The sequence below is a fragment of the Ruegeria sp. N7 genome (assembly GCF_056531345.1).
The window spans coordinates 18744-44649 of sequence record NZ_JBQFLR010000003.1 but is presented as its reverse complement, the minus strand read 5'-3'; the positions used below and the strand labels follow the sequence as shown (position 1 = coordinate 44649).

Annotated in this window: 25 protein-coding genes; 6 read left to right on the top strand and 19 right to left on the bottom strand. The window is 57.8% G+C overall.

The annotated features are described in order from the left end of the window. Nucleotides 1–51 precede the first annotated feature (51 nt). From ACR0ES_RS06165 to ACR0ES_RS06155, 3 genes are read right to left on the bottom strand one after another with little or no spacing between them, the layout of a single operon-like run. On the bottom strand, nt 52–579 hold the full coding sequence (locus ACR0ES_RS06165; protein ID WP_480486560.1) for a hypothetical protein: 528 nt from the start codon (nt 577–579) through the stop codon (nt 52–54). Beyond that, nucleotides 576–1421 carry a GNAT family N-acetyltransferase gene (locus ACR0ES_RS06160; RefSeq protein ID WP_480483007.1) on the bottom strand — a complete coding sequence of 282 codons (846 nt, stop codon included), beginning with the start codon at nt 1419–1421 and terminating at the stop codon, nt 576–578. Before ACR0ES_RS06160 ends, ACR0ES_RS06165 begins: the two co-directional genes overlap by 4 nt. After that, nucleotides 1418–2143: a 16S rRNA (uracil(1498)-N(3))-methyltransferase gene (locus tag ACR0ES_RS06155; protein WP_480486558.1), complete on the bottom strand. Its 726-nt coding sequence runs from the start codon at nt 2141–2143 to the stop codon at nt 1418–1420. Before ACR0ES_RS06155 ends, ACR0ES_RS06160 begins: the two co-directional genes overlap by 4 nt. An 11-nt stretch (nt 2144–2154) precedes the next feature. Between ACR0ES_RS06155 and ubiA the strand changes: the two genes are divergently transcribed. The 3 genes from ubiA (at nt 2155) to ACR0ES_RS06140 (ending at nt 5423) form a co-directional block, all read left to right on the top strand. Further along, nucleotides 2155–3117, top strand: coding sequence for a 4-hydroxybenzoate octaprenyltransferase (gene ubiA, locus ACR0ES_RS06150; RefSeq protein ID WP_480773377.1), 963 nt, complete (start codon nt 2155–2157; stop codon nt 3115–3117). A gap of 64 nt (nt 3118–3181) precedes the next feature. Continuing rightward, nucleotides 3182–5101, top strand: coding sequence for an OmpA family protein (locus tag ACR0ES_RS06145; protein ID WP_480483002.1), 1920 nt, complete (start codon nt 3182–3184; stop codon nt 5099–5101). Between the two features lies 1 nt (nt 5102). Then, nucleotides 5103–5423 (top strand): hypothetical protein, encoded by a 321-nt coding sequence (locus tag ACR0ES_RS06140; RefSeq protein ID WP_267365430.1) that lies wholly within the window; start codon nt 5103–5105, stop codon nt 5421–5423. Between the two features lie 55 nt (nt 5424–5478). On the opposite strand, the gene ACR0ES_RS06135 is transcribed toward ACR0ES_RS06140, so the two are convergent. From ACR0ES_RS06135 to pgsA, 3 genes are read right to left on the bottom strand one after another with little or no spacing between them, the layout of a single operon-like run. Then, the gene (locus ACR0ES_RS06135) at nt 5479–5922 is read right to left on the bottom strand and encodes a molybdenum cofactor biosynthesis protein MoaE (protein WP_480494390.1); all 444 of its coding nucleotides are present in this window, start codon (nt 5920–5922) and stop codon (nt 5479–5481) included. A gap of 3 nt (nt 5923–5925) precedes the next feature. Then, nucleotides 5926–6171, bottom strand: coding sequence for a molybdopterin converting factor subunit 1 (moaD, locus tag ACR0ES_RS06130; RefSeq protein WP_209506660.1), 246 nt, complete (start codon nt 6169–6171; stop codon nt 5926–5928). 3 nt (nt 6172–6174) lie between these two features. Further along, on the bottom strand, nt 6175–6843 hold the full coding sequence (gene pgsA, locus ACR0ES_RS06125) for a CDP-diacylglycerol--glycerol-3-phosphate 3-phosphatidyltransferase (protein ID WP_480773378.1): 669 nt from the start codon (nt 6841–6843) through the stop codon (nt 6175–6177). Between the two features lie 174 nt (nt 6844–7017). Here pgsA and ACR0ES_RS06120 point away from each other — a divergent pair, with 174 nt between their 5' ends. Beyond that, entirely contained in the window at nt 7018–7902 is an 885-nt protein-coding gene (locus tag ACR0ES_RS06120; RefSeq protein ID WP_480869889.1) for a DMT family transporter, read from the top strand. Here the strand turns inward: ACR0ES_RS06120 and uvrC are convergent. The 6 genes from uvrC to ACR0ES_RS06090 all read right to left on the bottom strand — a co-directional run bounded on the left by uvrC (nt 7899) and on the right by ACR0ES_RS06090 (nt 14586). After that, nucleotides 7899–9761, bottom strand: coding sequence for an excinuclease ABC subunit UvrC (gene uvrC, locus ACR0ES_RS06115; protein ID WP_480869887.1), 1863 nt, complete (start codon nt 9759–9761; stop codon nt 7899–7901). The genes ACR0ES_RS06120 and uvrC overlap by 4 nt on opposite strands. Nucleotides 9762–10051: 290 nt before the next feature. After that, entirely contained in the window at nt 10052–10831 is a 780-nt protein-coding gene (locus ACR0ES_RS06110) for an SDR family oxidoreductase (protein WP_480869886.1), read from the bottom strand. Nucleotides 10832–10852: 21 nt separating this feature from the next. Beyond that, on the bottom strand, nt 10853–11815 hold the full coding sequence (locus tag ACR0ES_RS06105; protein WP_480870028.1) for a calcium/sodium antiporter: 963 nt from the start codon (nt 11813–11815) through the stop codon (nt 10853–10855). Nucleotides 11816–11986: 171 nt separating this feature from the next. Next, entirely contained in the window at nt 11987–12784 is a 798-nt protein-coding gene (locus ACR0ES_RS06100) for a S49 family peptidase (protein ID WP_480869884.1), read from the bottom strand. Nucleotides 12785–12898: 114 nt separating this feature from the next. After that, a complete protein-coding gene (locus ACR0ES_RS06095; protein WP_209598717.1) occupies nt 12899–13660 on the bottom strand; it encodes an ABC transporter permease in 762 nt (253 codons plus the stop codon). Continuing rightward, nucleotides 13657–14586, bottom strand: a complete 930-nt coding sequence (locus ACR0ES_RS06090) for an ABC transporter ATP-binding protein (protein WP_480869882.1) — start codon at nt 14584–14586, stop codon at nt 13657–13659. The genes ACR0ES_RS06095 and ACR0ES_RS06090 overlap by 4 nt, the downstream gene beginning before the upstream one ends. Nucleotides 14587–14756: 170 nt before the next feature. Here ACR0ES_RS06090 and ACR0ES_RS06085 point away from each other — a divergent pair, with 170 nt between their 5' ends. Continuing rightward, entirely contained in the window at nt 14757–15845 is a 1089-nt protein-coding gene (locus ACR0ES_RS06085; RefSeq protein ID WP_480773382.1) for a CaiB/BaiF CoA transferase family protein, read from the top strand. 81 nt (nt 15846–15926) lie between these two features. Here the strand turns inward: ACR0ES_RS06085 and hemE are convergent, their stop codons facing one another. Continuing rightward, a complete protein-coding gene (hemE, locus tag ACR0ES_RS06080; RefSeq protein ID WP_480773383.1) occupies nt 15927–16961 on the bottom strand; it encodes a uroporphyrinogen decarboxylase in 1035 nt (344 codons plus the stop codon). Nucleotides 16962–17067: 106 nt separating this feature from the next. Here hemE and hemC point away from each other — a divergent pair, with 106 nt between their 5' ends. Beyond that, the gene (hemC, locus tag ACR0ES_RS06075; RefSeq protein WP_480539054.1) at nt 17068–18033 is read left to right on the top strand and encodes a hydroxymethylbilane synthase; all 966 of its coding nucleotides are present in this window, start codon (nt 17068–17070) and stop codon (nt 18031–18033) included. A 223-nt stretch (nt 18034–18256) separates the two neighbouring features. Here the strand turns inward: hemC and ACR0ES_RS06070 are convergent, their stop codons facing one another. Genes ACR0ES_RS06070 through ACR0ES_RS06045 form a run of 6 tightly spaced genes read right to left on the bottom strand, consistent with a single transcriptional unit; the run spans nt 18257 to nt 25843 of the window. Continuing rightward, on the bottom strand, nt 18257–19528 hold the full coding sequence (locus tag ACR0ES_RS06070; protein WP_480773384.1) for an aspartate aminotransferase family protein: 1272 nt from the start codon (nt 19526–19528) through the stop codon (nt 18257–18259). A 1-nt stretch (nt 19529) separates the two neighbouring features. Continuing rightward, complete coding sequence (locus ACR0ES_RS06065) at nt 19530–20633, bottom strand: mandelate racemase/muconate lactonizing enzyme family protein (protein ID WP_480773385.1); 1104 nt, start codon at nt 20631–20633, stop codon at nt 19530–19532. Next, on the bottom strand, nt 20630–21736 hold the full coding sequence (locus ACR0ES_RS06060; RefSeq protein ID WP_480869880.1) for a mandelate racemase/muconate lactonizing enzyme family protein: 1107 nt from the start codon (nt 21734–21736) through the stop codon (nt 20630–20632). The genes ACR0ES_RS06065 and ACR0ES_RS06060 overlap by 4 nt, the downstream gene beginning before the upstream one ends. Next, complete coding sequence (locus ACR0ES_RS06055) at nt 21733–22311, bottom strand: dimethylsulfonioproprionate lyase family protein (RefSeq protein WP_480539056.1); 579 nt, start codon at nt 22309–22311, stop codon at nt 21733–21735. Before ACR0ES_RS06055 ends, ACR0ES_RS06060 begins: the two co-directional genes overlap by 4 nt. Beyond that, complete coding sequence (locus ACR0ES_RS06050; RefSeq protein WP_480773388.1) at nt 22308–23390, bottom strand: alcohol dehydrogenase family protein; 1083 nt, start codon at nt 23388–23390, stop codon at nt 22308–22310. Before ACR0ES_RS06050 ends, ACR0ES_RS06055 begins: the two co-directional genes overlap by 4 nt. Then, nucleotides 23390–25843, bottom strand: a complete 2454-nt coding sequence (locus ACR0ES_RS06045; protein ID WP_480869878.1) for an FAD-dependent oxidoreductase — start codon at nt 25841–25843, stop codon at nt 23390–23392. Before ACR0ES_RS06045 ends, ACR0ES_RS06050 begins: the two co-directional genes overlap by 1 nt. Nucleotides 25844–25906: the final 63 nt, after the last annotated feature.

The window sequence follows — 25906 nt, the reverse complement described above, 5'->3', positions numbered from 1 at the left end:
CCTGCTGTGTCTGTTTTGAAGGTCAAGTGGTGGTCGTAAATGGCGCCAGTGTCAATGCAACGGCAGATGCGCCGGGCGCGACGGTGTACGTTCCCAGATAACGACCGGATGCTGCGATTTGCCGTTGAGTTCCGATAGCATTTGCTCGGTTTTGAGGCCCGGCAGGTTTGAGAATACGTCGAACAATGCCTCGGCTCCTTCTGCATTCACAGGAATGTGAAGCGCTGGCTGGCCCGGCTGATCCAGAACCCAATGTGCAGGGTCGGAGGTCGGGTCAAGGGCCAGACGCTCAATTTCGCGGGACGCGACGATGCCGCCATCCAAGGGGCCCAGATAAGTGATCTGACCTTCATCAATCGTCACGACACCTTGCCCCCCCACACCTGTTCTGAAGCGCGCGCGCTGTATGCCGATCACAGTCAAAGCCGCTGACACGACAATCAGAAACCAGCCTACCCAAGCCAGCAGCCCACCCGGCCCGCTGATCCAGCTCAGACCAAGGATCAGGACAAAAGCCGCAACCAGAACCTCGCGCCAACGCCAAAGCGCCAGTTTTGCCTCGGGTCGGATGAAACTCATGAGAGCACCCTTTGCGGTTCCTGCAGCAAAGCGACCTTGTACCAACCCACCTGTTGGAACCCAATCGCCTCATAGGCACGGGCGGCAGGTGCGTTGTTCGCAAACAGGATCGCGGCCGCCGCACCCTCGGATTTTGCTTTCTGCATCAATGCGGTCGTAACCCGTCGACCCAGGCCACGATTTCTGTTTTTACGTGGAACAAAAACACCACCGACCTGAACTTGGTCGTGAACCCTGGCATTCACGGATGCCATGGCAACCGGCGCGTCGCCTTCCATCAGGACAATCGCCCTGCCTGCGGTCATTTCCGCCTCGACGCGCTCTGCGGCAAGCTCACGCGCCTCTTCGCCTGCGGCCTGTCCGGTATCCTCGATGTAATCCGCGAACCAAGTGTGCAGTCTTGACCGATCCTCGGCGCGCAAATCGCGATAAGGAACAGGTGCCTCAGTCAGACCTCGCAGGTCACGTCGATAAAGCGGTTCATCGTGATTCAACCGGTACTTCGCCTTCCCCAATCCCAGAGCGCCCAACGTCAGCTCGACCTGAGGTGCATCTCCCGTCATACCCAAAACGGTTTCGCCTTCGATCATCCGCGCGAAACACTCGACAGCTTCGGTTTCGGCGTTGGGCAATTGAACCATCAGATAGCCCTTCTTGCCGAGCCCGAAGACACCCCGGACCTGATCCTCACCCCAGATGAAGTAGCGGCTGGAATATTCATTCGCATTCAACCCCACCCCGTGGGCCGCCAAATTGCTGCGCAAAAACATTGAACTGTCAGGGTAGCGGGACAGAAACCTCTCAAGCGCCGGGGCATCCGATTGAACCGCCTCGCGAATCACGACCAATCCCCCAATGCCTGCTGCCACATGGTCAATGCGGCCACCGCCGCTGTATCCGCCCGCAGAATACGCGGGCCAAGACTGACCACATGCGCATAGGGTAAAGCCGACAGCCGCGCACGCTCAGCGTTGGAAAACCCGCCCTCCGGGCCGATGAGAATCGCCCAGGCGCGCCCTTTTTCATTCGCTGCCAGCCGCAGGGCCGAACCGACCTCGGCTTCGTTGCAGAACATCAACTGTCGACCTTCAGGCCAGGTCTTCAGCACGCGGTCCAGCCGCTGAAGGTCTGCCACCTCGGGCACGTAGGTTCCTCCGCATTGTTCAGCGGCTTCGATTGCATGAGCCTGAAGCCGGTCTTGCCGGATACGGTCTGCGTTGGTGAATTCGGTCTGAACTGGCAGGATGCGAGCCGCGCCCATTTCAGCGGCTTTTTCAACAATGAAATCAGTGCGCGCCTTTTTGATCGGCGCAAACAGGAGCCACAGGTCGGGGGGCAGCTGCAAAGGTTTGGTCTGCCTGACACAGGTCAGAGCTCCGCCGCGTTTTCCGGACTCGGCCACCTCGGCCAGCCACTCTCCATCTTTGCCGTTAAACAGCGCCACTGCTCCGCCAACCGGCAGTCGCATGACGCCAAACAGATAGTGCGCCTGATCGCGCGTCAAAGGAACCGATTGCCCCTGACCCAAGGGCTGCTCTACATACAGTCTGATTTTCGCACTCATGAGACCTACATATGCAAGGCAATGCCCCAACACCAGATGGTCAAGTCGCCGATGCCGTCACCGGCAACTGGGTCGACACATATGCCCCAGCCTTTGCCCGACCGTATCTGCGCCTCAGCCGCGCGGACCGGCCCATCGGCACATGGCTGTTGCTGCTTCCATGTTGGTGGGGGCTGGCGCTGGCCATCCTGCATGACGGTCAACCGCGTTGGGAAGATCTGTGGATTGCCCTAGGCTGCGCATTCGGAGCTTTTTTGATGCGAGGTGCCGGTTGCACGTGGAACGACATTACAGACCGGGAATTCGACGCACAGGTTGAACGCACACGCTCGCGCCCGATACCGTCGGGGCAAGTCAGTGTCCGGCAAGCTGCGGCCTGGATGATACTGCAAAGCCTTCTGGCGCTCGGCATTCTTCTCAGCTTCAATCAGGCGGCGATTGCCATGGGTGTGTTATCTTTGCTGCCGGTGACCGTTTATCCGTTTGCCAAGCGGTTTACCTGGTGGCCTCAGGTTTTTCTGGGGCTGGCCTTCAACTGGGGCGCATTACTGGCCTGGACGGCGCATAGCGGGTCGCTCGGCTGGCCTGCTGGCACGCTGTACCTGTCCGGCATCGCCTGGACCCTGTTCTATGACACGATCTATGCACATCAGGATACCGAGGACGATGAACTGGTCGGCATCAAATCCACCGCGCGCCTGTTCGGCACCGACACGGCGAAATGGCTGAAGTATTTTCTGGTCGCAACAGTATCGCTGATGGGGCTGGCCATTATTGATGCCGGGGTGCCTGACGCGTCAATTCTGGCGTTGGGGGTCGCGCTTTGCGGCCCCTGGGCCATGGGCTGGCACATGATGTGGCAATTGCGCGGGCTTGATACCGAAGACAACGCCAAGCTGCTGCTGCTGTTTCGGGCCAACCGCGATACCGGCTTTATTCCGCTGATCTTCCTTTGCGTCGCCTTGTTGCTCTGATTGCACCCGCTGAACGGGGCCTGTAAAGATCGGCGCAAACGCCTGAGGAGTGCCAAACCCAAACATGCGTCTGCCGTATTTTATCGCTGTTTCCCTGATCTTTCTTGTATCAGCTGGCCTGTCACTTCTGGCGGCCAGCTATGCTGTTACCGAGATCGAAGAATCATCGGAACTCGCTGTACGGCGCTCGCTGGACCTGAAAGGACACGATTGGGCCGAGGTCGAAGCCGATGGTTTGCGGGTGGTCCTGACCGGTACAGCGCCAGATGAAGCGACCCGCTTTAACGCGCTGACCGCTGCGGGAACCGAAGTTGATACATCCCGCGTAATCGACGAAATGGAGGTTATCGCAACTTCCGCCCTCGCAGCACCGCGCTTTTCGGTAGAAATCCTGCGAAATGACAGTGGAATTTCGGTGATAGGTCTGATCCCCGCCAGTGAGAACAGGGACAAGCTGATCCAACGGCTTGGCAATCTGGACAGATCTGTTGCCATTTCGGACCTGATGGAAACAGCAGATTACCCAAAGCCCAAAGGGTGGGATGCCGCAATATCTTACGCGTTGGAGGCCCTGACCCACCTGCCCCGCGCCAAAATTTCCGCCAGCCCGGATCTGGTCAGGATCACGGCAATTGCCAACAGTCAGCAAGAAAAACAAAAACTGGAACGCGACCTGACGCGTACGGCACCGCCCAGCCTGCGGGTTGGGCTGGCAATTTCAGCACCTCGCCCGGTCGTCACTCCGTTTACTTTGCGTTACCTGATCGACGAAGAAGGCGGGCATTTTGACGCCTGCTCGGCGCAGGATGAGAAGGCACGTGACCGAATCGTGGCCGCCGCGAAAAACGCCGGGTTAACGGGGCCTTATTCCTGCACCATCGCCTTGGGCGAACCATCGCCACGCTGGCCAGAAGCAGCCGAGAAAAGCATTCAGGCGCTGTTCCGGATAGGCCAGGGTTCGGTCACCATGTCAGACGCGGACATTACCCTGATCGCAGCGGAGGGAACCGATCCTGCGTTGTTCGACCGGGTTGTGGGCGAGCTTGAAACCGAGCTGCCTGCGGTCTTCGCCTTGCACGCCGTATTGCCCGAGCCTGAGACAACGAACCCAAATGGCCCGGTCGAGTTCTCGGCCACCCGCAGCCCTGAAGGGCTGGTGCAATTGCGCGGACGGCTGGGTGATGAAACTCTGCGCGACATGGTCGACAGCTACGCGCGCGCGGCCTTTGGATCCGATCAGGTATATACTGCCACCCGCATCGTTTCGGATCTCCCGACGGACTGGCCTGTACGTGTTCTGGCCGGTCTGGAGGCTTTGGGTCAGCTCCACAACGGCGTATTGACCGTAACACCCGATACGGTCGAACTGATCGGCCTCAGCCACGAAGAAGACGCCAAGGCCCGCATCGCAGGTCAATTGTCCGACAAGTTGGGCGAGGGGCAGGAATACACCCTGACCATCACCTATCAGCCCCCACCGGAACCCGAGGACGCCCTGCCCGACCCGGAAGTCTGCGAGGCCCAAATTGCTGAAATTCAGGCCACCAGCAAAATCGCCTTTGAGCCCGGATCGGCCACGATTGCATCAGACTCGCGCGATGTGGTGAACCAGATTGCGGATATCCTGCGCGACTGCGGTCCGATCCGTATGGAGATTCAGGGCCACACAGACAGTCAGGGCCGTGAAGAGATGAACCAACAACTCAGCCAGGCGCGGGCGCAATCCATTCTGAACGAGCTGCGCGGGCGGCGCATTCCTACCAGCAGCTACACCGCCGTGGGGTATGGGGAAACGCAACCCATCGCTGACAACGACACCGAAGAGGGTCGGGAAGAAAACCGCCGGATCGAGTTCCGTCTGATCCGCCCTGAGCCTGTTGAGGGTAGAGAAACAGGCCTTGAAGCGCTTGAGGCCGAGGCTGCGACTTCCGCAGAGGACCAAACCGACACGACCGCACCAGATGCGGATGCAGGGGACCAGTAAGTTGAACAGAACAGAATTCGTCATTGTAACTGCCATTATCCTGTTCGCCGCCTTCTGCATGGGCTGGTTTGCCAACTGGTTGGCGCACCGCCTGTCCCGAGTAAGTCAAAGCGACGTTGCCGATCTGGATCGGATGAGTCAGGAGTTGCACGAGGCCGAGGAAACCCGCGATCAGGCCATCACCTATTTGCAGCAACGTGAGGCCGAATTGACAAACCAGCTAACCCAGACAGAGGCCGAGCTGGCAGCTGCTATGGATGGCCTGCGGGCCGCGCGTCAGGAGGCCGAAGAACTGCGCGGACGGATCAACAACGCGGATTAAGTATACGACCTTGCGCCACCGCCCAAGTTTGCAAGAATAAACGGTCGCTAAATCACTACCACCGGGTCAGCGCGTCTTCGTCTTCGTCTTTGGCTGCGACCCATTCCGCACCAGAGTGGGTGATTTCCTTCTTCCAGAAAGGTGCGCGAGACTTCAGATAATCCATCAGATATTCCGCTGCCTCAAACGCATCTTTACGATGCGGCGCAGCGGTCGCCACCATCATGATCCTGTCTCCCGGGGCCAGTCGGCCATGACGATGGATCACCAGCACGTCACCCAATGACCACCGCTCCTTGGCTTCCTGGGCAATCTTGGTCAGCGCCCGTTCCGTCATACCCGGATAGTGTTCAATCTCCATCACATCCAGATCACCGCTTGCCAGGTCGCGCACAACGCCAGTGAAGGTGACAATGGCTCCGTTGGCATCATCCCCGGCGGCAAAAGCATTGGCCTCGGCGCCCAGATCGAATGCTTCCTGCTGAACAGCGATCCGCATCGCTCAACCGCCCGTCATTGGTGGAAAAAACGCCACTTCCCGAACGCCCGACAGCGAGGCGTCAAAATCCGACAACTCCTGATCCAGTGCAACGCGCAGGGCGGACAAATCGGCAAATGCCGCGGCATAGCGTTCTTCCCGCGCGCTCAACTCGGCCACCAGATCATTGACAGTGACTGCCTGCGTCTCGACTTTTTCCTTTGGCAAACCGATACGTTCGCGTACCCATGCAAAATACAGCACATCCATCCCTCAGATCTCCTTCAGATGTGGCATGGCTTTACGTAGGTAATCATAGCCGGTGATCAATGTCAGCGCCGCCGCAATCCACAGCAACCACAGCCCGATCTGGCCTGCCCAGAACATACCATGGATGTTCCAGCGCAGGTGATTCACATCTTCAACCTGGCCCGCGATAATCTGTTCTACCAGCGCGTCGTCCATGCCGAAACTCGCCATCACGGCATAGTGTTCAAAGATGCCCTGCGAGAACAGCACGGCGATGGCGATCATCTGCGCTGTTGTTTTCCACTTGGCCAGCTTTGTAACCTTCAGCGTCCCCGCCACATCGCCCAGATATTCGCGCAGGCCCGAGACAAAAACCTCGCGGAACAGGATCACGGTGGCGGGTAGCACCAGCCATGGCGTCCAGTGTTCGGTCGAATAGCCAACCAGAATCATCAGCGCGATCACCACCATTGCCTTGTCGGCAATCGGATCCAGCATCGCGCCCATCTTGGTTTCCTGTTTCCACGCACGGGCCAGATAGCCATCAAACCAATCGGTGATCGCCGCCGAAAGGAACAGGATCAAAGCGAACCAGTCCGCATAGGGCCGGGTGAAGTACAAAAACATTACGGCCAGACCGGGCGCAGCCAGCAGGCGTAGAACCGTCAGGATATTGGGCAAATTCCACTTCATGGCTTGGACCCTATATCGCCGGTTCAAGACAGAAAAGACAAACCGGTAAAAAACTACATCACTCACAACAGCTTGGTCAAAGCGCCGCAGGTCCGACGCTTTGCGCCTCGTGCACTTGGCGTTTCACGTCTTTGCAGTCAGATTGCCCGTCGACTGCAAAGTGGAACGTTCAGGATGACAGCGCATATTCAAACCGACGCCCGGTCGAACATGGTCGGCAGCCTGTGGATGGTGGCCGCAATGGCGGGCTTTGCGTTGGAGGATGCGTTGCTGAAAGCAGCATCGACCGCGCTTCCGATCTGGCAGGTTCTGGTTCTGTTCGGGACTGGCGGGTCCGTAATCTTTGCGGCACTGGCGTCGGCTCGCGGAAAACGTCTGATACACCCAGACGTTCTATCCCGCCCGATGAAAGTTCGGGTGCTGTTCGAAGTCTTTGGTCGGCTATTCTATGTGCTCGCCATTGCGTTGACGCCCTTGTCCTCGGCCACCGTGATCTTGCAAGCAACGCCTTTGGTTGTGGTCGCAGGCGCGGCATTATTCTTTGGTGAAGCGGTTGGTTGGCGGCGATGGAGCGCGATTTTTGTCGGTATGATCGGAGTCGTCATTATTCTGCAACCGACCGGGGACAGTTTTTCACTGCTGTCGATGCTGGCCGTGCTGGGTATGTTAGGGTTCGCAGGGCGTGATCTGGCCAGCCGCGCGGCCCCTGCGACCCTTGGAACCGAAGTACTGGGGTTTTATGGTTTCCTCAGCATTATCGTCGCGGGCCTTGCCTATCGGGTGTGGGAAGGCGCACCCATGACACCGGTTAGCACGCACACCAGCCTGCATCTGACGGGCGCGGTTCTGATGGGCGTCATGGCCTATACCGCGCTCATGAACGCAATGCGCACGGGTGAAGTGTCAGCGGTGACCCCGTTCCGCTATACGCGACTGCTGTTCGGTATCGGGTTGGGTATCGCCCTGTTCGGCGAAAGCCTGGACCGTACTATGTGGGTCGGCAGCGCGCTTATTGTGGCCTCGGGCCTCTATATCCTGTGGCGGGGGCGACAGGTCTAACCCTTGTCGTGGAAGAAATCATAGACTTTCTGAGCCAACCCGGCCGAGATTCCCTCGACCGCTTTCAGGTCTGCCAGATTGGCCCGGCTTACCGCTTTGGCGCTGCCGAAGTGAGTCAGCAATGCGCGCTTGCGTGCAGCCCCGACGCCCGGAATTTCATCCAGCGGCGTGGCACCAACGGCCTTGGCGCGTTTCGCGCGATGGGTGCCAATGGCAAAACGGTGCGCCTCGTCCCTTAACCGTTGAATAAAGTACAAGACCGGATCGTTGCGTTTTAGGGCAAAGGGGCGCTGGCCGATCCGGTGAAACTCTTCCTTGCCGTGGTCACGGTCGACCCCTTTGGCAACACCGACCATCGGAATGTCTTCGACCCCGTGGGCCTGCATGATCTCGTGCACGGCGCTGACCTGTCCGGCACCGCCATCGATCAACAGCAGGTCGGGCCAAAGCCCTTTATCCCGATCCGGGTCTTCTTTTTGCAGGCGGGTGAAGCGACGGTTCAGAACCTCTTTCATCATGCCGAAATCATCACCCGGCGTCAGGTCGTCGCCGCGAATGTTGAACTTGCGATAGGCGTTTTTCATGAACCCGTCGGGCCCTGCCACGATCATACCACCCACCGCGTTAGTGCCTTGGATATGAGAGTTATCGTAGACCTCAATCCGTCCCGGTGGACTATCCAGATCAAACGCCTCTGCCACCCCGCGCAGCAACTTGGCCTGCGTGGCGCTTTCCGACATGCGCCTGGCCAGAGACTCTCGCGCATTGCGCAAGGCACCTGCAACCAGTTCCTGTTTCTCACCACGCAGCGGGACAAGGATTTCGACTTTGCGCCCGGCTTTCTCGGACAAAGCCTCCTGCATTAAATCGGCGTTTTCGATCCCGTCCGACAAGATCAACTGCCGTGGTGGTTCCTTGTTGTCGTAGAACTGGCCAAGGAAAGCCTCCATCACTTCGGCATGTGATACATCCGGGCCAACACGCGGATAAAAGTCCTTGTTGCCCCAGTTCTGGTTGGCCCGGATGAAGAATACCTGAACACAGGCTTGCCCGCTGTCCATATAAAGGCCGATCACATCCGCCTCGGTCACGCCACGAGGGTTGATGCCTTGCGCGGTCTGTACCTGCGTCAGCGCCCGGATGCGGTCGCGCAGACCGGCGGCGCGTTCGAACTCCATAGCCTCGGACGCCGCCATCATCTGTTCAGCCAGTTCCTCCTGCACCTTGGTCGAGCGCCCCGACAGGAAACGTTCTGCATCCTTGACGCTTTCACTGTAATCTTGCGCCGAAATCAAACCGACACACGGCCCGGAACACCGTTTGATCTGATAAAGCAGACAGGGCCGCGTGCGGCTGTCGAACATGGAATCCGAACAGTTACGCAGCAGGAATGCCTTTTGCAGCTGGTTCAATGTGCGGTTTACAGCACCCGCGCTGGCAAATGGTCCGAAATAGGCGCCTTTTTCCTTCTTCGCCCCACGGTGTTTTTTGATCTGCGGAAAGTCATGATCCTTGGCGACCAGGATGTTCGGAAAGCTTTTGTCGTCCCGCAGCAGCACATTGTATTTCGGTTTAAGCTGCTTGATCAGGTTCTGCTCCAGCAGCAGCGCTTCGGTTTCCGTTCTTGTGGTTAGAAACATCATCGAAGCGGTCGAGGAAATCATCTTCTCGATACGGCCCGAGTGACCCGGCCTTGTATAGTTCGACACCCGCGCCTTCAGGTTTCGCGCCTTGCCCACGTATAAAACCCGACTGTCGGCATCCAGCATCCGGTACACCCCGGGTGAGCTGTCCAGCGTCTTTGCGTAGCGCTGAATGCAGGCATAACCGGTCAGGGACGATTCACTGTGGGTAGTCATGGGATTCCGATATGATTCTCTTATACTGGCTGCAATCTTGCGGGCTTCAGATCAAGAGAAAACAAATCCACGATTCCTGTGGATAAGTGTGAAGATAAGTTTTCACAGCCTTAGAATTTCCCTTGTTTCATTACCACTTCATTAACATGCACAAAAAATAGGCACATTATCAAGATGCTGATTTTTAACGATATTTTTTCACACATTTAGCAAGTGTATGAAAAAAAAGACATTTTTGTAACACGCAGGTAACACAAACGTGCGCGGTGCAAAACTTGCAGCGATATTGCTTATTCAACTCCCAGAACGTCCGGTGTTTTCCACCCCAGGTGTTGGCCGCCATCCACGCATATCAGTTGCCCCGTTACTGCGTGTGCATCCAGAAAATATCCCAAGGCCGCGGTGATATCCGACGGATTTGACCCACGTTCCAGAACAGTATTCGTTCGTTGCGCCTGGAAATGCTCAGCGCTTTGACGATGCCCCTGTACCGTCGGTCCGGGTCCGATGGCATTGACCCGGATTGCAGGGGACAGCGCCTGTGCCGAGGTACGGGTCAGCGTCCATAGCCCCATTTTGGCGATGGTGTAAGACATGAACTCGGGTGTCAGCTTGCGTACACGCATGTCCACCATGTTGATGATCAGACCGGTCGCAAGGGGTTCGCCATTTTCGTCCGTGTCCGGGGCCAGCCCCTGCCCAGCCATGGCTTGGGTCAAAACGAACGGTGCGCGCAGATTGCTGTCGAGATGGCGGTCCCAGCTTTGGCGGGTCGCGGTGTGAACGCTGTCATACTCAAAGATCGAGGCGTTGTTCACCAGACAGGTGATCGGCCCGCCCAGAGCCTCGGCTGCTTTGGGCAGCAGATCCTGCACCTCTGCCTCATCCAGCAGATCAGCCTGCAATGCCACTGACCGTCGGCTCATAGCCTGTACCTCCGCCACAGTCTCGTGCGCGGGGCGTTCTGAGGACGCATAATGAACGGCGACATCATATCCACGACCCGCCAGATAAAGCGCCATGGCCCGGCCCAGACGAATACCGGCACCGGTCACTAAAGCTCGGGTCATGCTTCACCTCGTTTTGTCAGATCACACCAGCAATACAGTGACATAAAGCGCATAAAGGAAGGTCAGCACCAGCCCCCAACCGCGAGAGATATCCTGCTTGAAAACAACAAAGGGAACCAGAAGCAGCGAAGCGCCCAGCATGACCCAAAGGTCAAAATGCAGGAAATCGGGATCGACCGGGATACGCCCGAACCAGGTTGCGATCCCGATAATGGCCAGAAGGTTGAACATGTTCGAGCCAATCACGTTGCCAAGGGCCACATCGGCCTGTCGGCGCAAAGCGGCCATCACGGTTGTCGCCAGTTCGGGTAAAGACGTTCCAACCGCAATCAGGGTCAGACCGATAACCGTTTCACTGACACCATATGTCCGGGCGATGACCGTCGCATTTTCCACCAGCAGGTGCGCCCCCATAGGAAGGCCCACAAGGCCGAGGATCAGGTAAACCGATACCTTCCAGTAAGGCATGTCAGGATCAGCTTCTTCCAGGCCTTCAAGGTCGTCGTCATCGGCACAGGCTTCCCCACAGGCCTTGCGGTGCGCCTTTGCTTCTCGAAACGCATTCATCAGAACCAGGCCCAAAGCCGCCAGCAGGATCAGGCCGCTGACGACGGTGAATGTTCCACAAAACGCCAACCCTATGAACAGGGCCGTCGCCATCAGCATGAAGGCATAGTTCCTACGGCTGTCGCATTCGCTGGTATGGATCGTTGCCAGCATCGCAGGAAGACCAAGAACCAACAGGATGTTGGCCGTGTTTGATCCGACAACATTACCTAGCGCAATACCCGGTGCGTGTTCCTTGACGGCGCTGATAGCAATCAGCAACTCGGGCGCGGACGTGCCGAAGGCCACAATCGTAAGGCTGACGATCAAGGCCGGGACCCCCAAGCGCAGGCTCAGGTTCACTGCGCCACGCACCAAGGCATCGCCTGCCAGCAACAGGATCAACAGGCCAAGACCAGACAGCAGCCACGTGGTGATCAAGCCCGGCCTCCTTTTTTACAGGCACAAGGGCCTTTTCCGATGCGATAGCGACCGCATCGCGGACATTTCGCCGAGCTTAGCTTCTTTTGCCCAGGAAACCGCAGCTTGCCGAACATTGCCAATACGCCCATTGCGATCAGAAAAAGAGTGACAGCCTTTACGATCACGTCACAAACCGAAACGCGCGTAGGCTGCCCGCTCCTCTAATCCTGCAATAGCGTCCTGCGCCAGGCTGGTCCCAAACCGGGTCCAGATCGGTTTTTTCACGCCATAGCGGCGGAATTTGACCTTGTCACCGAAACGGTCCTGCATCTTTGGCTTCAGATGGGCGATGCCGTCGATCAGCCCCAGTTCCTGCGCGCGACGCGCCAGCCAGACCTCGCCCGTGAACAGATCAGTTTCCTGATTCAGCTTGTCCCCGCGCCGATCTTTGACATGCGCAATGAAATTCTCGTGGATATCACCCAACAACCCTTGCAGGCGGGCTACGTCCTCTTTCTTTTCTGGTGAAAACGGGTCGAGCATGGACTTCGATTTCCCAGCGGTATGAACCCGCCGCTCAAACCCTTGCCGCGCCAGAAAGACATGCGCGCCAAATCCAGCCGAGATCACACCGATCGATCCCAGCACGGAACTGTCATCGGCCCAGATCTCATCCGCTGCGGCAGCCAGCCAATACCCACCGGATGCAGCGACGTCCTCGACAAAAGCGAAAACTGGCACGTTCAGTTCTTCTGATAAACGTCGAATGCGCGCACCGATCATTGAACTTTGGACAGGGGATCCGCCTGGTGAATTGATCTCAAGCGCCACGGCCGCAGGTTTTCCCTTGCGAAAGGCTTTCTCCAGAACCGGCGCCAGCGTGGCGTCGTTCAAGGACCCGCGCCCGGCCATGCCGATGGCTCCGGACAGGCGGACGATGGCCACACAGGGGTGTTTTTTGACGAACGGCAGGCTGAGCTTCATGGGTGCCGATGTAGAGTGCCGCCATCCCGTAAACAAGGGACTCTTCGAACCTTGAACGCGACGTGAACCAGATTCACACACTCGATGGGCAAAAATGCAACGCACCGGCGTGGGTTAGCTGCGAATGCGCCAGCCGGTTTTGAATATCCAGCCAATGACCGCCAGACACACCCCAGTAAAGGCTATGATGGCCAGCAAGCTCAGGGCAATGGGCACATCCGCAAGCCCGAAAAACGACCAGCGAAACCCCGAAATCAGATAGACGACCGGATTGAACAACGTGATCGTCTGCCACAGAGGCGGCAGCATCGAGATTGAATAAAACGTACCTCCAAGGAAGATAAGCGGCGTGACCACAAGCTGCGGCACCAATGACATCTGTTCAAAATTACTGGCCCATATCCCGATGATAAAACCCAGCAACGAGAAGCTGAGACATGACAGGATCAAGAACGCCGCCATGGCAAAGGGATGTTCGATCCGTATGTCGACGAAAAAGGTCGACGTGGCCAGAATGACCAACCCCACGAACAGCGCTTTGGTGGCCGCCGCACCGACATACCCAATCACGATTTCGATAAAATTCACCGGCGCCGACAACAGCTCGTAGATGGTGCCCAGAAACTTTGGGAAATAAATTCCGAAAGACGCGTTCGAGATCGAAAGCATCACCACAGACAGCATGATCAAGCCCGGGACGATGAACGCGCCGTAGGATACACCCTCGACCTCCTGAATTCGACTGCCGATGGCGGTGCCAAATACCACGAAATACAGCGAAGTGGAAAGAACCGGTGACAGGAAGCTTTGCGCCAGGGTGCGAAAGAAGCGGGCCATTTCGAACCGGTAGATTGCAGCGATTGCGGTCCAGTTCATGCCGCCTCTCCGGATACCAGATTGACAAATATCTCCTCCAGGCTCGATTGCCGTGTCTGCACATCGCGCAACACCAGTCCGGCCTGCGACACGTCATTCAACAGGGTCGTTATCCCCGTGCGATCCGCATGGGTATCGTAGGTATAGATCAGGCTATCCCCCGCGCCGTTGAGGGTCAGATTGTGGCTGGCCAAATCATCGGGAATCTTGGCGATTGGCTCGGTGAGCATGACGACAATCTGCTTTTTGCCCATCTGCGCCATAAGCGTGTCTTTGTCCTGCACCAAAAGCAACTCACCCTTGTCGATGACGCCGACGCGATCCGCGATGGCTTCTGCCTCTTCGATATAGTGGGTGGTCAGAATGATGGTGACACCGTCCCGTTTCAGCTCTGCTACGATTTCCCACATATCCTTGCGCAGCTCGACATCCACACCTGCCGTCGGTTCATCCAGAAACAAAACACGTGGTTCGTGCGCCAAGGCCTTGGCGATCAGCACGCGGCGTTTCATGCCGCCCGACAACTCCTTGATGGGGTTCTTGCGCTTGTCCCATAGCGAAAGCTTGCGCAGAATGCCCTCGATCCGGGCGTTGTCTTTGCCCAGCCCAAACAACCCGCGTGACAGCCGAACTGTGTTCCAGACCTTTTCAAACGGTTCCAGCGCGATCTCTTGCGGGACAAGCCCGATCATCCTGCGCGCTGCGCGATAGTCCGACTGAATGTCGTGCCCGCCGACTGAGACCGTGCCGGATGTTGGCGTGGTTATTCCACAGATCGTCGAGATCAGAGTGGTTTTTCCCGCCCCATTCGGCCCCAGAAGCGCAAGAATTTCGCCTTCTTCAATGTCCAGAGACACACCTTTCAGCGCCTCGAACCCATCGGCGTAGGATTTGCGCAGATCTCTGATGGATAAAATGGTCGTCATATCCGCTCCCCGTTCTGGCCCAGACCCTATCGCCCCGAACACAGGGATAACAGGCCCATTCCGCACCATGTGATGAACAACTGCCAAAAGGAAGACCGCCCGCGCCAGCAATCATCCGGCTTGCAATCCCGACACCAGCCAGCAAACTCTGCCGGAAACGGAGGGCCTTGATGCTGAACGGAATACGTGTTGTCGAACTCGAAGGTCTGGGCCCCGGCCCGTTTAGTGCCATGTTACTGGCAGATCTGGGCGCTGACGTGATAACAGTCCACCGCAAAGGGGGCGCCGCAACACCGGGTATGCCGGAACGTTCCCTGCTGGACCGGGGCAAAAGATCCATCGCACTTGATCTGAAGAACGCCAATGATCTGGATACCGCACTTCGCCTTATTGACACAGCCGATGCCCTGATCGAAGGATTCCGCCCCGGTGTGATGGAAAAACTGGGGCTCGGCCCGGATACCTGCCTGACCCGCAATCCAAAACTGGTCTATGGGCGCATGACGGGCTGGGGGCAGAATAGCCCGCTGGCCGACACGGCGGGGCATGACCTGAATTACATCGCCCTGTCCGGAGCGCTCTGGTATGCATCACGTCCCGGCCAAGCACCGCAGACCCCGCCAACTTTGGTGGGCGATATCGGCGGTGGGGCCATGTATCTTGTGGCAGGCGTTCTGGCAGGGCTCATCAATGCGCAACGCACTGGCGCAGGTACTGTCGTTGACGCGGCAATCTATGACGGCTCGGCCCATATGATGAACCTATTGATGACAATGCGCCAAACCGGCAACCTGTCTGAAACCCGGGGTCAAAGCCTGTTGGACGGTCCCCACTGGAGCAGAACCTACGCCTGCGCCTGCGGTGGCTATATTTCCGTGCAATGCCTCGAACCAAAATTCTACATGCAATTTCTGAGCTTACTGGGCCTCACAAACGATACCGAGTTTCAACGGCAATACGACCGTGATCTGTGGCCTTCGCTTTCACGCCGTCTGACCGATATTTTCGCCAGTCAACCACGCGACCATTGGGAGGCCCTGTTTCGAGGAACAGATGCCTGCGTTGCCCCAGTTCTCAGCCCGGACGAAGCCCGCTCACACCCGATGAACCTCCATCGCAACTGCTGGCAGGATTTTGACGGCGCATTTCAGGCAGCCGCCGCCCCACGGTTTTCAGGCCATGACTGGACCCCGAAACCCAGCCCCATGCGCGGCGAGCATACTAAAGAGATCCTCGCAGAGCTCGACAGCCTGCGCTGATCCGCACTTCATCTGGCCCAAAATATCCCGGGGGATGAATTGGCCGCAGGCCAAGAAGGGGGCTGGCCCCCTTTAACCTGCTTACTGCCCGCGCACCGTATCAATCATCAACTGAACATTCTCAGGATCGGCATCCGGCGTGATCCCATGTCCCAGGTTGAAGATGTGCGGCCCGTTCGAGAAAGCCTCGACAATCCGCCGCGTCTCATCCACCAGAGCCTGCCCACCGGTCACCATATGCGACGAGGCCAGGTTTCCCTGCACACAACCATCAACCTGTACATGTCTGGCGGCCCAATCGGGCGACACCGAGTTGTCCAGCGCGACGCAATCCACGCCCGTCGTCTTGGCAAACCCGACATACCCCTCCCCCGCCTCGCGCGGGAAACCGATCACCGGGATGCCGGGGTGACGTTCCTTGATGGCCTGCGTAATCACACGGCACGGTTCCACCGCGTATTTGCGAAACGCCTCACCTTTCAGGGAACCCGCCCAGCTATCGAAAATCTTGACCACCTCGGCCCCGGCGTCGATCTGAGCCGACAGATACTCGATTGTTGCCGCCGTGATGCGATCCAGCAGCGCCTCGAATAAGGCAGTATCGCTCTCTCGCAAAGCGTGTGCCGGTCCCTGATCGGGTGTTCCACGCCCGGCGATCATGTAGGTCGCGACTGTCCAGGGCGCGCCGGCAAACCCGATCAGCGCGGTCTCAGACGGCAATTCTCGCGACAGGATCCGAACCGTTTCATAAACGGGCGACAATGTCTCGTGAATCGCGTCCACCGGCTTCAACGCATCAAACTCGGATTGCCGCGTGATCGTCGACAAACGTGGACCTTCGCCGGTCACAAACCACAGATCCGCACCCAGCGCCTGCGGCACCAGCAGGATATCGGCAAACAGGATCGCAGCATCAAACCCATAGCGCCGGATCGGCTGCAATGTGACTTCGGCGGCCAGTTCCGGGTTATAGCATAAAGACAGAAAATCCCCGGCCTGGGCACGGGTGGCCCGGTATTCCGGCAGATACCGGCCCGCCTGGCGCATCATCCAGATTGGCGGCACATCCTGTACTTCGCCCGCCAGCGCCCTCAGCAGTTTCTTTGTCTCGGCCATATTCGCCCCCAGTCTTCCGGTTTTGGCAACGGGTCGTCCTTCGGCGGCAATTTGTCAAGCTCAGCCCCCATTGTCAGGGCAATGTGACGCGACTAAAGCTGTGCACATGACTTTGACCCTGCCCACCCCCGCATCGCCCCTCAGAATTGGCACCCGTGGTTCACCGCTGGCTCTGGCTCAGGCCTATGAAACCCGCCAACGCCTGAGCGATGCGTTTGATCTGCCCGAAGTGGCCTTTGAAATCGTCGTGATCAAAACAACCGGCGACAATCGCGCCATGATCGATGCGGATCGCCCGCTGAAGGAAATCGGCAACAAGGGCCTGTTCACCAAGGAAATCGAAGAGGCGATGTTGCGCGCCGAAATCGATATCGCCGTGCATTCAACGAAAGACATGCCTGTTGAACAGCCCGAAGGGCTGGTTCTGGACACATTCCTTCCGCGCGAAGATGTGCGTGACGCGTTCATCTCGCCGCGCCTTAACTCAATCCACGATCTGCCCGAAGGGGCTGTTGTGGGCACTTCGTCATTGCGGCGCCGGGCGCAGCTGCTGAACCGGCGGCCGGATCTGAAAGTGGTCGAGTTTCGCGGGAACGTGCAGACGCGGCTGAAAAAGCTGGAAGCCAGGGTCGCGGATTGCACTTTTCTGGCCATGGCTGGCATTCGCCGTCTGGGCATGGACGAGATTCCAGCCAGCGCCATTTCTCCGGATGACATGCTGCCCGCGATTGCACAGGGTACCATTGGCATCGAACGGCGTAGCAACGATATACGCGCGGCTGAAATGCTTGAAGCGATTCATCACGCGGAAACAGGATGGCGGCTGGCCGCCGAACGCACCTTGCTGGCCGCGCTGGACGGGTCTTGCGAAACTCCGATCGCTGGCCTGGCGGAACTGGACGGAGACAACTTAAGGCTGCGCGGCGAAGTCCTGCGCCCAGATGGGTCGGACACCGTGAACAGAGAAGTGACCGGTTCTGTCAAAGACGGGCCAGAAATGGCCCGCACGATGGCAGCGGAACTGTTGGAACAGGCGGGTCCAGGTTTTTTTGATTGGAAAAATTCAAATTAATTTAAGGCAGTGTGAACTTGATCACTGTGACCGCCGAGATTCTCGGGCATTAAAGTGACATACCGATGAGGAAGTCGGGTCAGTCTCGAAAGTATCGAAAAGTTTTCAGATTGCCGGTGATTTAATCAGTATTCGAGGGGGCGAGGCTGACCCCCGACTTCCAAAGGTAGCGGGTCGCTGTTGAACTCAACAGCGACCCGTTTACGTTGTATACATCCAACCTTCAGGAAATGGCATCAACCGCGTGACGGACGGCGATGCGTGTCTGTTCCAGATCCGCATCGGTGATCGCCAGCGACGGATAAAGCTTGCCCGGAGACTTGAAGATTCCATGGGCGCGCAGCACCGCATTATAAGTGGCGTTGCGCTGTGGATCATCGTGGTTTGCGCTGCGATAATCACGGCACTCGGCGTTGGTGAAATAGATGTCAAACAAAGTCTCGTCACCGCAAATCCGATGCGCGATGCCCGCTTCATTCAAGGCGTCCGACTGAATCTGCTGCAAGTGTTTTCCAATTGCGCGCAAACGCTCATACGCGCCTTCACGCCGCAAAATCTCCATCGTCTTCAGCCCAGCGGCCGAGGCGACCGGATTCCCCGAGAGGGTACCCAACTGCATCAGCCAACCTTCTTCCCCGACCTTCGACTTATCGAAATGCTTCATGATCTCGACGCTGGCACCAAGCGCAGCCAGAGGGAAGCCACCGCCCGTGATCTTACCCAAAGTGCAGATATCCGGTGTGACCCCGTATCGTTCCTGCGCCCCGCCATAAGCCAGCCGGAATCCGGTGACAATCTCATCAAAGATCAACAGCACACCATGTTGATCACACAGGGCTCGAAGGCCCAGCAAATATCCTGGCATTGGCGGGATAATCCGTTGCAAAGGCTCGACTATAATCGCGGCAACGTCGTCATTTTCATCCAGCAAAGCAGCGACGGCTTCCAGATCGTTAAAGGGCGCGATCAGCATTTGCTCGGCCACGCTGTCGGGGATACCGGCGCTGTCGGGAACTGCCTGCGGGAAATTGACTCTGCGGCTTGGGGCAAGGCTCATCTGCGCCTCGGCGCTCATACCGTGATAACCGCCTTCAAACTTCAGGATCTTGCTGCGCCCGGTATAAGCCCGCGCCAGGCGAATCGCATACATGTCGGCTTCGCCGCCCGACGCGACAAAGCGCACCTGCTCGCAGCAGGGAACGGCGTCGATGATGGCCTCGGCCAGTTCGATTCCTTTTCTGTTATTGGCAAAAAACGTCATCCCTTTGGGCAGCTGTTCCAAAACGGCTTCCATCACTTCAGGGTGGCCATGACCCAGCAGCATCGGACCCGACCCGATCAGGTAATCGACATATTCGTTGCCATCCTCGTCCCAGACACGGCTGCCTTCACCACGGGCGATGATGATGCCCGGATCAAAGTTGCCAAACCCCCCGGCGGGTAGAACTTCGTTCGCGCGAGCAATCCATTCGGATTGTGATTGGATTTTCAGCATCTCAGTCGATCTCCAGAATTGGGGTGCCAAGGATATCGAGGTCCGGCACAACACCTAAACCCGGACCTTCGGGCGGAGCAATCCGGCCGTTTTCACGAATTGGTGCATCAGGACACAGACGCGGGGCCACGTAAGACGACAAGTCGCACGTGTTCATCAGAGAACCTTTCGGCGTCGACGCCGCAAAGTGAAGTGAAGCCGCAGTAATAATGTCAGACCCCCATGTGCATTCAGCGCAAATCTCGGCACCAAGATGCACGGTCAGATCCCGTGCAGGACGCATTGCTGACAAGCCGCCGAATTTCGAAAGTTTAAGCGCCACCGCATCCATGCAACCCAGTTCATACGCACGCAAAAGCGAGGCAAGGTCAAAGGCACTCTCGTCGATTTTCATCGGAAGACCAGTAGCCTGACGGACAGCGGCACAGTCTTCCAGCGTTTTGCAGGGCTGTTCCAACATCACGTCCAGATGTGCCACCGCACGCCCGGTACGGGTCGCCTGCAATCGCGATGCTCCACAATTCCAGTCACCATATACCAACGGCCCGGTTCCCACGGCTTCGCGCACTTTGATCAGCCGCTCGGCATCCGCCTGCCAATCTCCCTCGACACCCAGCTTGACCTGAAACTGCCGGATTCCGGTTTGAAAAGCGGATTTGGCAATACGCGCCATCTCGTCCGGTGCGATGCAGGTGATCGAATGATAGAGCGGCATATCCGCCTGCGTTCGCCCACCCAACACCGCATAAACCGGCAACCCTGCCGCCTGACCGAACAGGTCCCAAAGCGCGATATCGACGATCGATTTCGCGTATTGATGCCCTTGCAGAAACCCGTCCAGCTTGCGCATGGGAGAGTCTGCACCAAAAGGGGTGATCCCAAGAATTTCGGGCCCCATCTCAGCAATGGCACCTGGCACCCCGTCCGCATAGGCCGGCAGGTAATGCGGGATCGGGCAGACCTCACCCCACCCCCTGTGACCGGTGTCCGTTTCAAGGCTCAGGACATGGGATTTCACAGTGGCACAGGTCTTGCCTTCAGCCATATGGTACGTTTCGTGACTTGTCAGAACAACAGACCAGAGCGTTATCTTGTTGATTTTCAAGCGTATACTCCCACTGGATCACCTAATGTGCTTTCATCCGGATGAACGCCGAGCCCGGGTTCTTCTGGCAGGTGCAAATGGCCATCAACATTCCGAGGCCCACGCCCCCCGGCAATATCGACCGTGATCATGTCCTGACAGGCCCATACTGCAAGGCAGTTGTCATCCGGGATGGTCGCGGCCAGATGTAATGCTTCGGTATCGGCCAGAACCGTACCGCCTGTGGCCATTACAAACATGTCTATCCTATGGGCCAGCGCGATATCCCGCATGCGTGCAGCCTTGGTCAGCCCGCCGACGCGGTTCAACTTGATCCCGAAAATCTGAGCCAGACCATCGCGGGCGATACGGGCCGCATCCTGCAAAGTCACAAGGCTTTCGTCCACTGAAACGGGTGACGGGTGAAGCCCCGAGATTGCAGCAATGTCATCCAGCGTCTCACAAGGTTGTTCGAACATGACATTCAGGTCCGCGCAGGTGCTCATCACACGCAACGCTTGCTGACGCGTCCAGCCACGATTGACATCGTAAAGAACGATTTCCCCGGGTCGCCGAATACTCTCGACATCGCGAACACGCGCGATGTCCCGTTCAACGTCACCACCAATCTTCACGGAATGTGCGATGTAGCCCCGCTGGCGGTAACGCTCTAGGACCGCGCGCGTTTCGTCTACAGTTTTCGCCCCGACCGAGGACGCAATCGGGCGCGGTGTCCGCGATCCACCCCCCATCAGATCGGCAATCGGCACGCCCGCCACCTGACCCGCGATATCCCAGCAGGCCATATCAATAGGGCTTTTGGTATAAAGGTGCCCGGGCAAGGCAAGATCCATAGCCCGTTCCACATCCAGAACCCGCCGCGGATCAAGGCCCAGAATGAACGGCGCCATCGTTTCAATTCCGGCGCGGATACCCGGACCATGCGCGGGCACATAGGTATGGCCCCATGGCGTCCCTTCACCCCAGCCAACAAACCCCGCATCGGTTTCGATTTTCACGAGTGTCGCGTCAAGCGTTTCGAATTTCAGCCGCCCACCAGACAACCAATATGGATGCTCCAGTGGGAGGTCGACGTGAAATACTGTGATAGATTTGATCTTCATGCGATATCCATCCGGGGCAGATCACCCATGCCTTCACCGCGCCACAGAACATAAGTCAGGATCTGCTGATCTGTGGTGACCATGGCATGACTTTGCCAGCTTGCGTGCAAGCGTGTTTGATTGGCTCCAAGATATGTTTCGTTCCCATTGACCTTGAACAACGCACCTCCGCCAAGAATGAGGTAGAGTTCTTCGGCCTGATGGCTGTGCCAATCGTAATTCAGGCCAGCCCCCCAATACGCGATGTAGCCACGCAGCAGGGTCGAGTGAAAATGTCCGGTAGGACCTAACAACTCATAATAGCCGTATCGGTTCAGGAAATCCGCACCAACTTCGTCTTCGGTGTAGGTGTGTTTCCAATGTGCCAGATGCGCCGTCGCTTTGACCGCCGCGATCAAGTCACGGGTTGGCGTGTCTTCAACAAGATCGAAGGCTGCCACCAGCCTCGTTGCGGGAATGGGTGCGGCATCCAACCCCGTCGGGGTCAGATCACCCGGCCAAGGCGCGAACGCAGCAAGGTCCGGATGCGCATGGTGCATTTGCCGGGCAGCTTCGAGAACATCGTCAAGCGTCATGGCATCACCACGATGTTGCCGGTGTGCTCTTTCGCGATGAACGCGGCTTGTGCTTCTCGGAGTTCCTTCAGCGCGTATGTCGCGGCAAGCGCTGGCTTGATCTCACCAGCCTCGATGTATGTTACGAGGTTCTTCATGACCTGAGGGTCAATGACGGTCGAACCGGTGAAGGTCAGGTCGCGCAGGTAGAATGTGCGCAGATCAAGTTCGACGATCGGGCCTGCAATTGCGCCCGAACAGGTATAGCGGCCACCCCGTTCCAAAATGTCGATCAGGTTCGGCCAGTATGGTCCGCCCACGACATCTGCGACCACACTGATCTTTTCTACGCCCAGCGCCTCGCGCAGGTTCGCAGGAGCGCGTGGCAGAATGACGTCAGGGCCAAGCCTGGCCACGTCCGCGTGTTTGGATTCGGATGCCATCGCGATCACACGCGCGCCGCGCCGTTTGGCCAGTTGCACAAGCGCACCGCCCACACCGCCGGAAGCACCTGGAACCAAAACCGTATCCTCGCCGGTCACATTGGCACGGGTCAACATGCCTTCGGCGGTGGAGTAAGAGCAGGAAAAAGTTGCCAGTTCAGCATCCGTCAGGTTCGAGGTGATTGCCACAGCATTCACCGCCAGAGTTGTCGCGTATTCGGCAAAACCACCATCCCGTTCCGAGCCGAAATAACCAGTCTTGTCCATATTGTCGGGTTCCACCGGATCGCGCAGCCAGCCATCCGTGATGACACGCTCGCCAATACGTGCCTGGTCAACACCTTCGCCGACGGAAACGATATGCCCGCAGATATCGGCCCCTTGAATTCGCGGGAAGGTGATCGGATTACCGCCCCAGGTGGGATCTTCTTCGCCAACCTCTTCAAACGCACCACCGGTCGTTGCGGCTGTGACCGTCTTGGAGTACCAACCCGACCGCGTGTTGACGTCCGTATTGTTCAGGCCACATGCCGCAACCTTGATCAGCACTTCACCCTCCGCAGGTTCAGGACGCGGCCAGTTATCGTGCCAAACTATCTGCTCTAAATCTCCATGGCCCATCGTGACCATGGCTTTCATTGTGGCGGGCAGGCTCATCAGGTGGTCTCCATTACTGCGTCTGTGCGGGGCTGCAGGCTGTCTGGATCGTAAGCGGGCTTATCCAGTACTCGGGCCGAACGCGGCTTGCCGTGAATCACGACCTCCAACTCGGTTCCCGCTTTTGCTGCTTCGGATTTGATGTATGCAAAGGCCAATATCTTACCTACCGTGTGGCCGAATACGACCGAAGCTGTCGAGCCTATGACACGCCCGTCCAGCGTCACCGCCTCGCCTCCATGGCCATCAATTTCGCCATCCGGCTCGACTTGCAGATAGGCACATACCCATGGCAGATCGGTGTTCAACGTCTTGTCCTTGCCCAGGTAGCCCTTGTCCGTACGGGCAAAGCGCAGCACATCAGCTTCTGCCAGCGTGACTTCGTTTGTCAGCTCGCCTGCCCCTTTGAAGCCCTTCTCCATCCGCATCACGTTCATGGCGAAACTGCCATAGTCCGCAATGCCATACGCCTCACCCGCAGCCCATAGCGCATTGTAGACGTCGAGGCAGGCAGCGTTGGGCATATGCAGCTCCCAACCCAGTTCGCCCGCATAAGATATGCGAAACGCCCAGAGTTTATGACCGGCAATGGTGACCTCTTGCGCCGACAGCCAGCGGAACCCGGCATTGCTCAGATCGGTAGCCGTACAGCGCGCCAGAACTTCGCGTGATCTGGGGCCGTTCAGCGACAAGGCCGACCATTCTGACGACAGCGCGTTGATCTGCACATCTTCACCCTTGCGATGATGCGCCAGATGATCAAGCAAGCGCTGTTCGAAGAACGCTGCACAGACCAGATAGAAGCGGTCTTCGGCCATGCGGACAATCGTTGTCTCCAACTCGATCCGGCCACGGCGGTTCAACATATGGGTCAGCGTGATCGAGCCAACCTTTTGCGGCATCCTGTTAGCAGTCAACCGATCCAGCAGAGTATAAGCATCGGGCCCCGATACTTCGACTTTGGTGAAGGCGGTGACATCCATGATGCCGACACGTTCGCGCACTGCCTTGACCTCGGCCGCAACCATGTCGTCGGCAGGAGTGCGGCGGAAGGAATAGTGATCGCGTTGTTCCACGCCGTCCCGGGCGAACCAGCGGGGGCGTTCGAAGCCATAGACCTCTTCATGTACCGCGCCCTTGGATTTCAGCAATTCGTACAGTGGCGACGGCTTGATCGGACGCCCTGCAAGCCGATTGAAGTGTGGAAACGGGATTTCGTGCCGCAAGCAGTAATCTTCTTCCGCCTTGATCACTTGCCAGTCTTTGGTGGCATAGCTGCCAAAGCGGCGCGGATCGAAATCCCGCATCGAGATATCGGCAGCCCCATGCACCATCCAGCGCGCCAGTTCTCGGGTCAGACCCGGGCCCCAGCCGATCCCGATCTGCGTCCCGCAACAGCACCAGTAATTCCGCACACCCGGCGCAGGACCGATCAGGGGGTTGCCGTCCGGCGGGTGCGAAATCGCCCCATGCACATCGCGTTGAATACCCAGTTCCGCAAAGATCGGCATCCGGTTCAGGCTTTCCTCTAGCCATGGCATTACCCGGTCATAATCCGCGTCGAACAACCAGTTCTCGTACTCCCACGGGCAGTGATCATGCCAGACCGAGTTCGGATTCTCTTTCTCGTATATTCCGATCAGGCCACGCTGCTGCTCCATCCGGATATAACCCGAGACTTTGCGGTCATCGCGGATCACCGGCAGTTCTTTGTCCAGATTCTGGAATTCCGGCACCGGTTCAGTCACAAAATAATGGTGCGTCATTGACGTCATGGGCAGTTGCAGCCCGGACCATTCGCCCATCTGGCGCGCGTAGGTGCCACCCGCGTTCACCACATGCTCGCAGATGATTGCACCCCGTTCGGTCTCAACAATCCATTCACCATTTGCGCCCTGCGTGATGTTCGTCGCCCGGCAACTGCGGAAGATGCGCACGCCCTTCTGGCGTGCCCCGGCTGCCATCGCCATGGTCACATTGGTCGGGTCCACATGCCCGTCATCCGGTGTATGCAGCGCGCCCAGAACACCTTCGAGGTTATAAAACGGATGCAGTTCAGCCACCTTCTCGGGACCGACAAGTTCGATATTGAAACCCAGCGACCGGCCCACCGACAGGGTATGGCGCAGCCAATCCATCTCATCCTCGGTATAAGCAAGGCGGAACGAGCCACAGCCATGCCACGTGACAGGCTGACCTGTCTCGGCCTCCAGCAGGCCGGAATACAAGCCGATGTTGTAATCGACGCATTTGCCCAGACCAAAGCTTGAGGTTGAATGCGTAATCTGCCCCGCCGCATGCCATGTACTGCCGCTGGTCAGCTCGGCCTTTTCCAGCAGAACAGTCTCATCGCCCCAGCCTTCATGGGCCAGATGGTAGGCCAGACCAACGCCCATGACGCCGCCTCCGACGATGACCACACGTGCGTGTGACGGCAGTTCATTCCCGGACATGAATTTTCCTCTTCCCGAGTCGCTTTTCTGCTCGACAGGCTAATTCCACATTTGTACCATCGT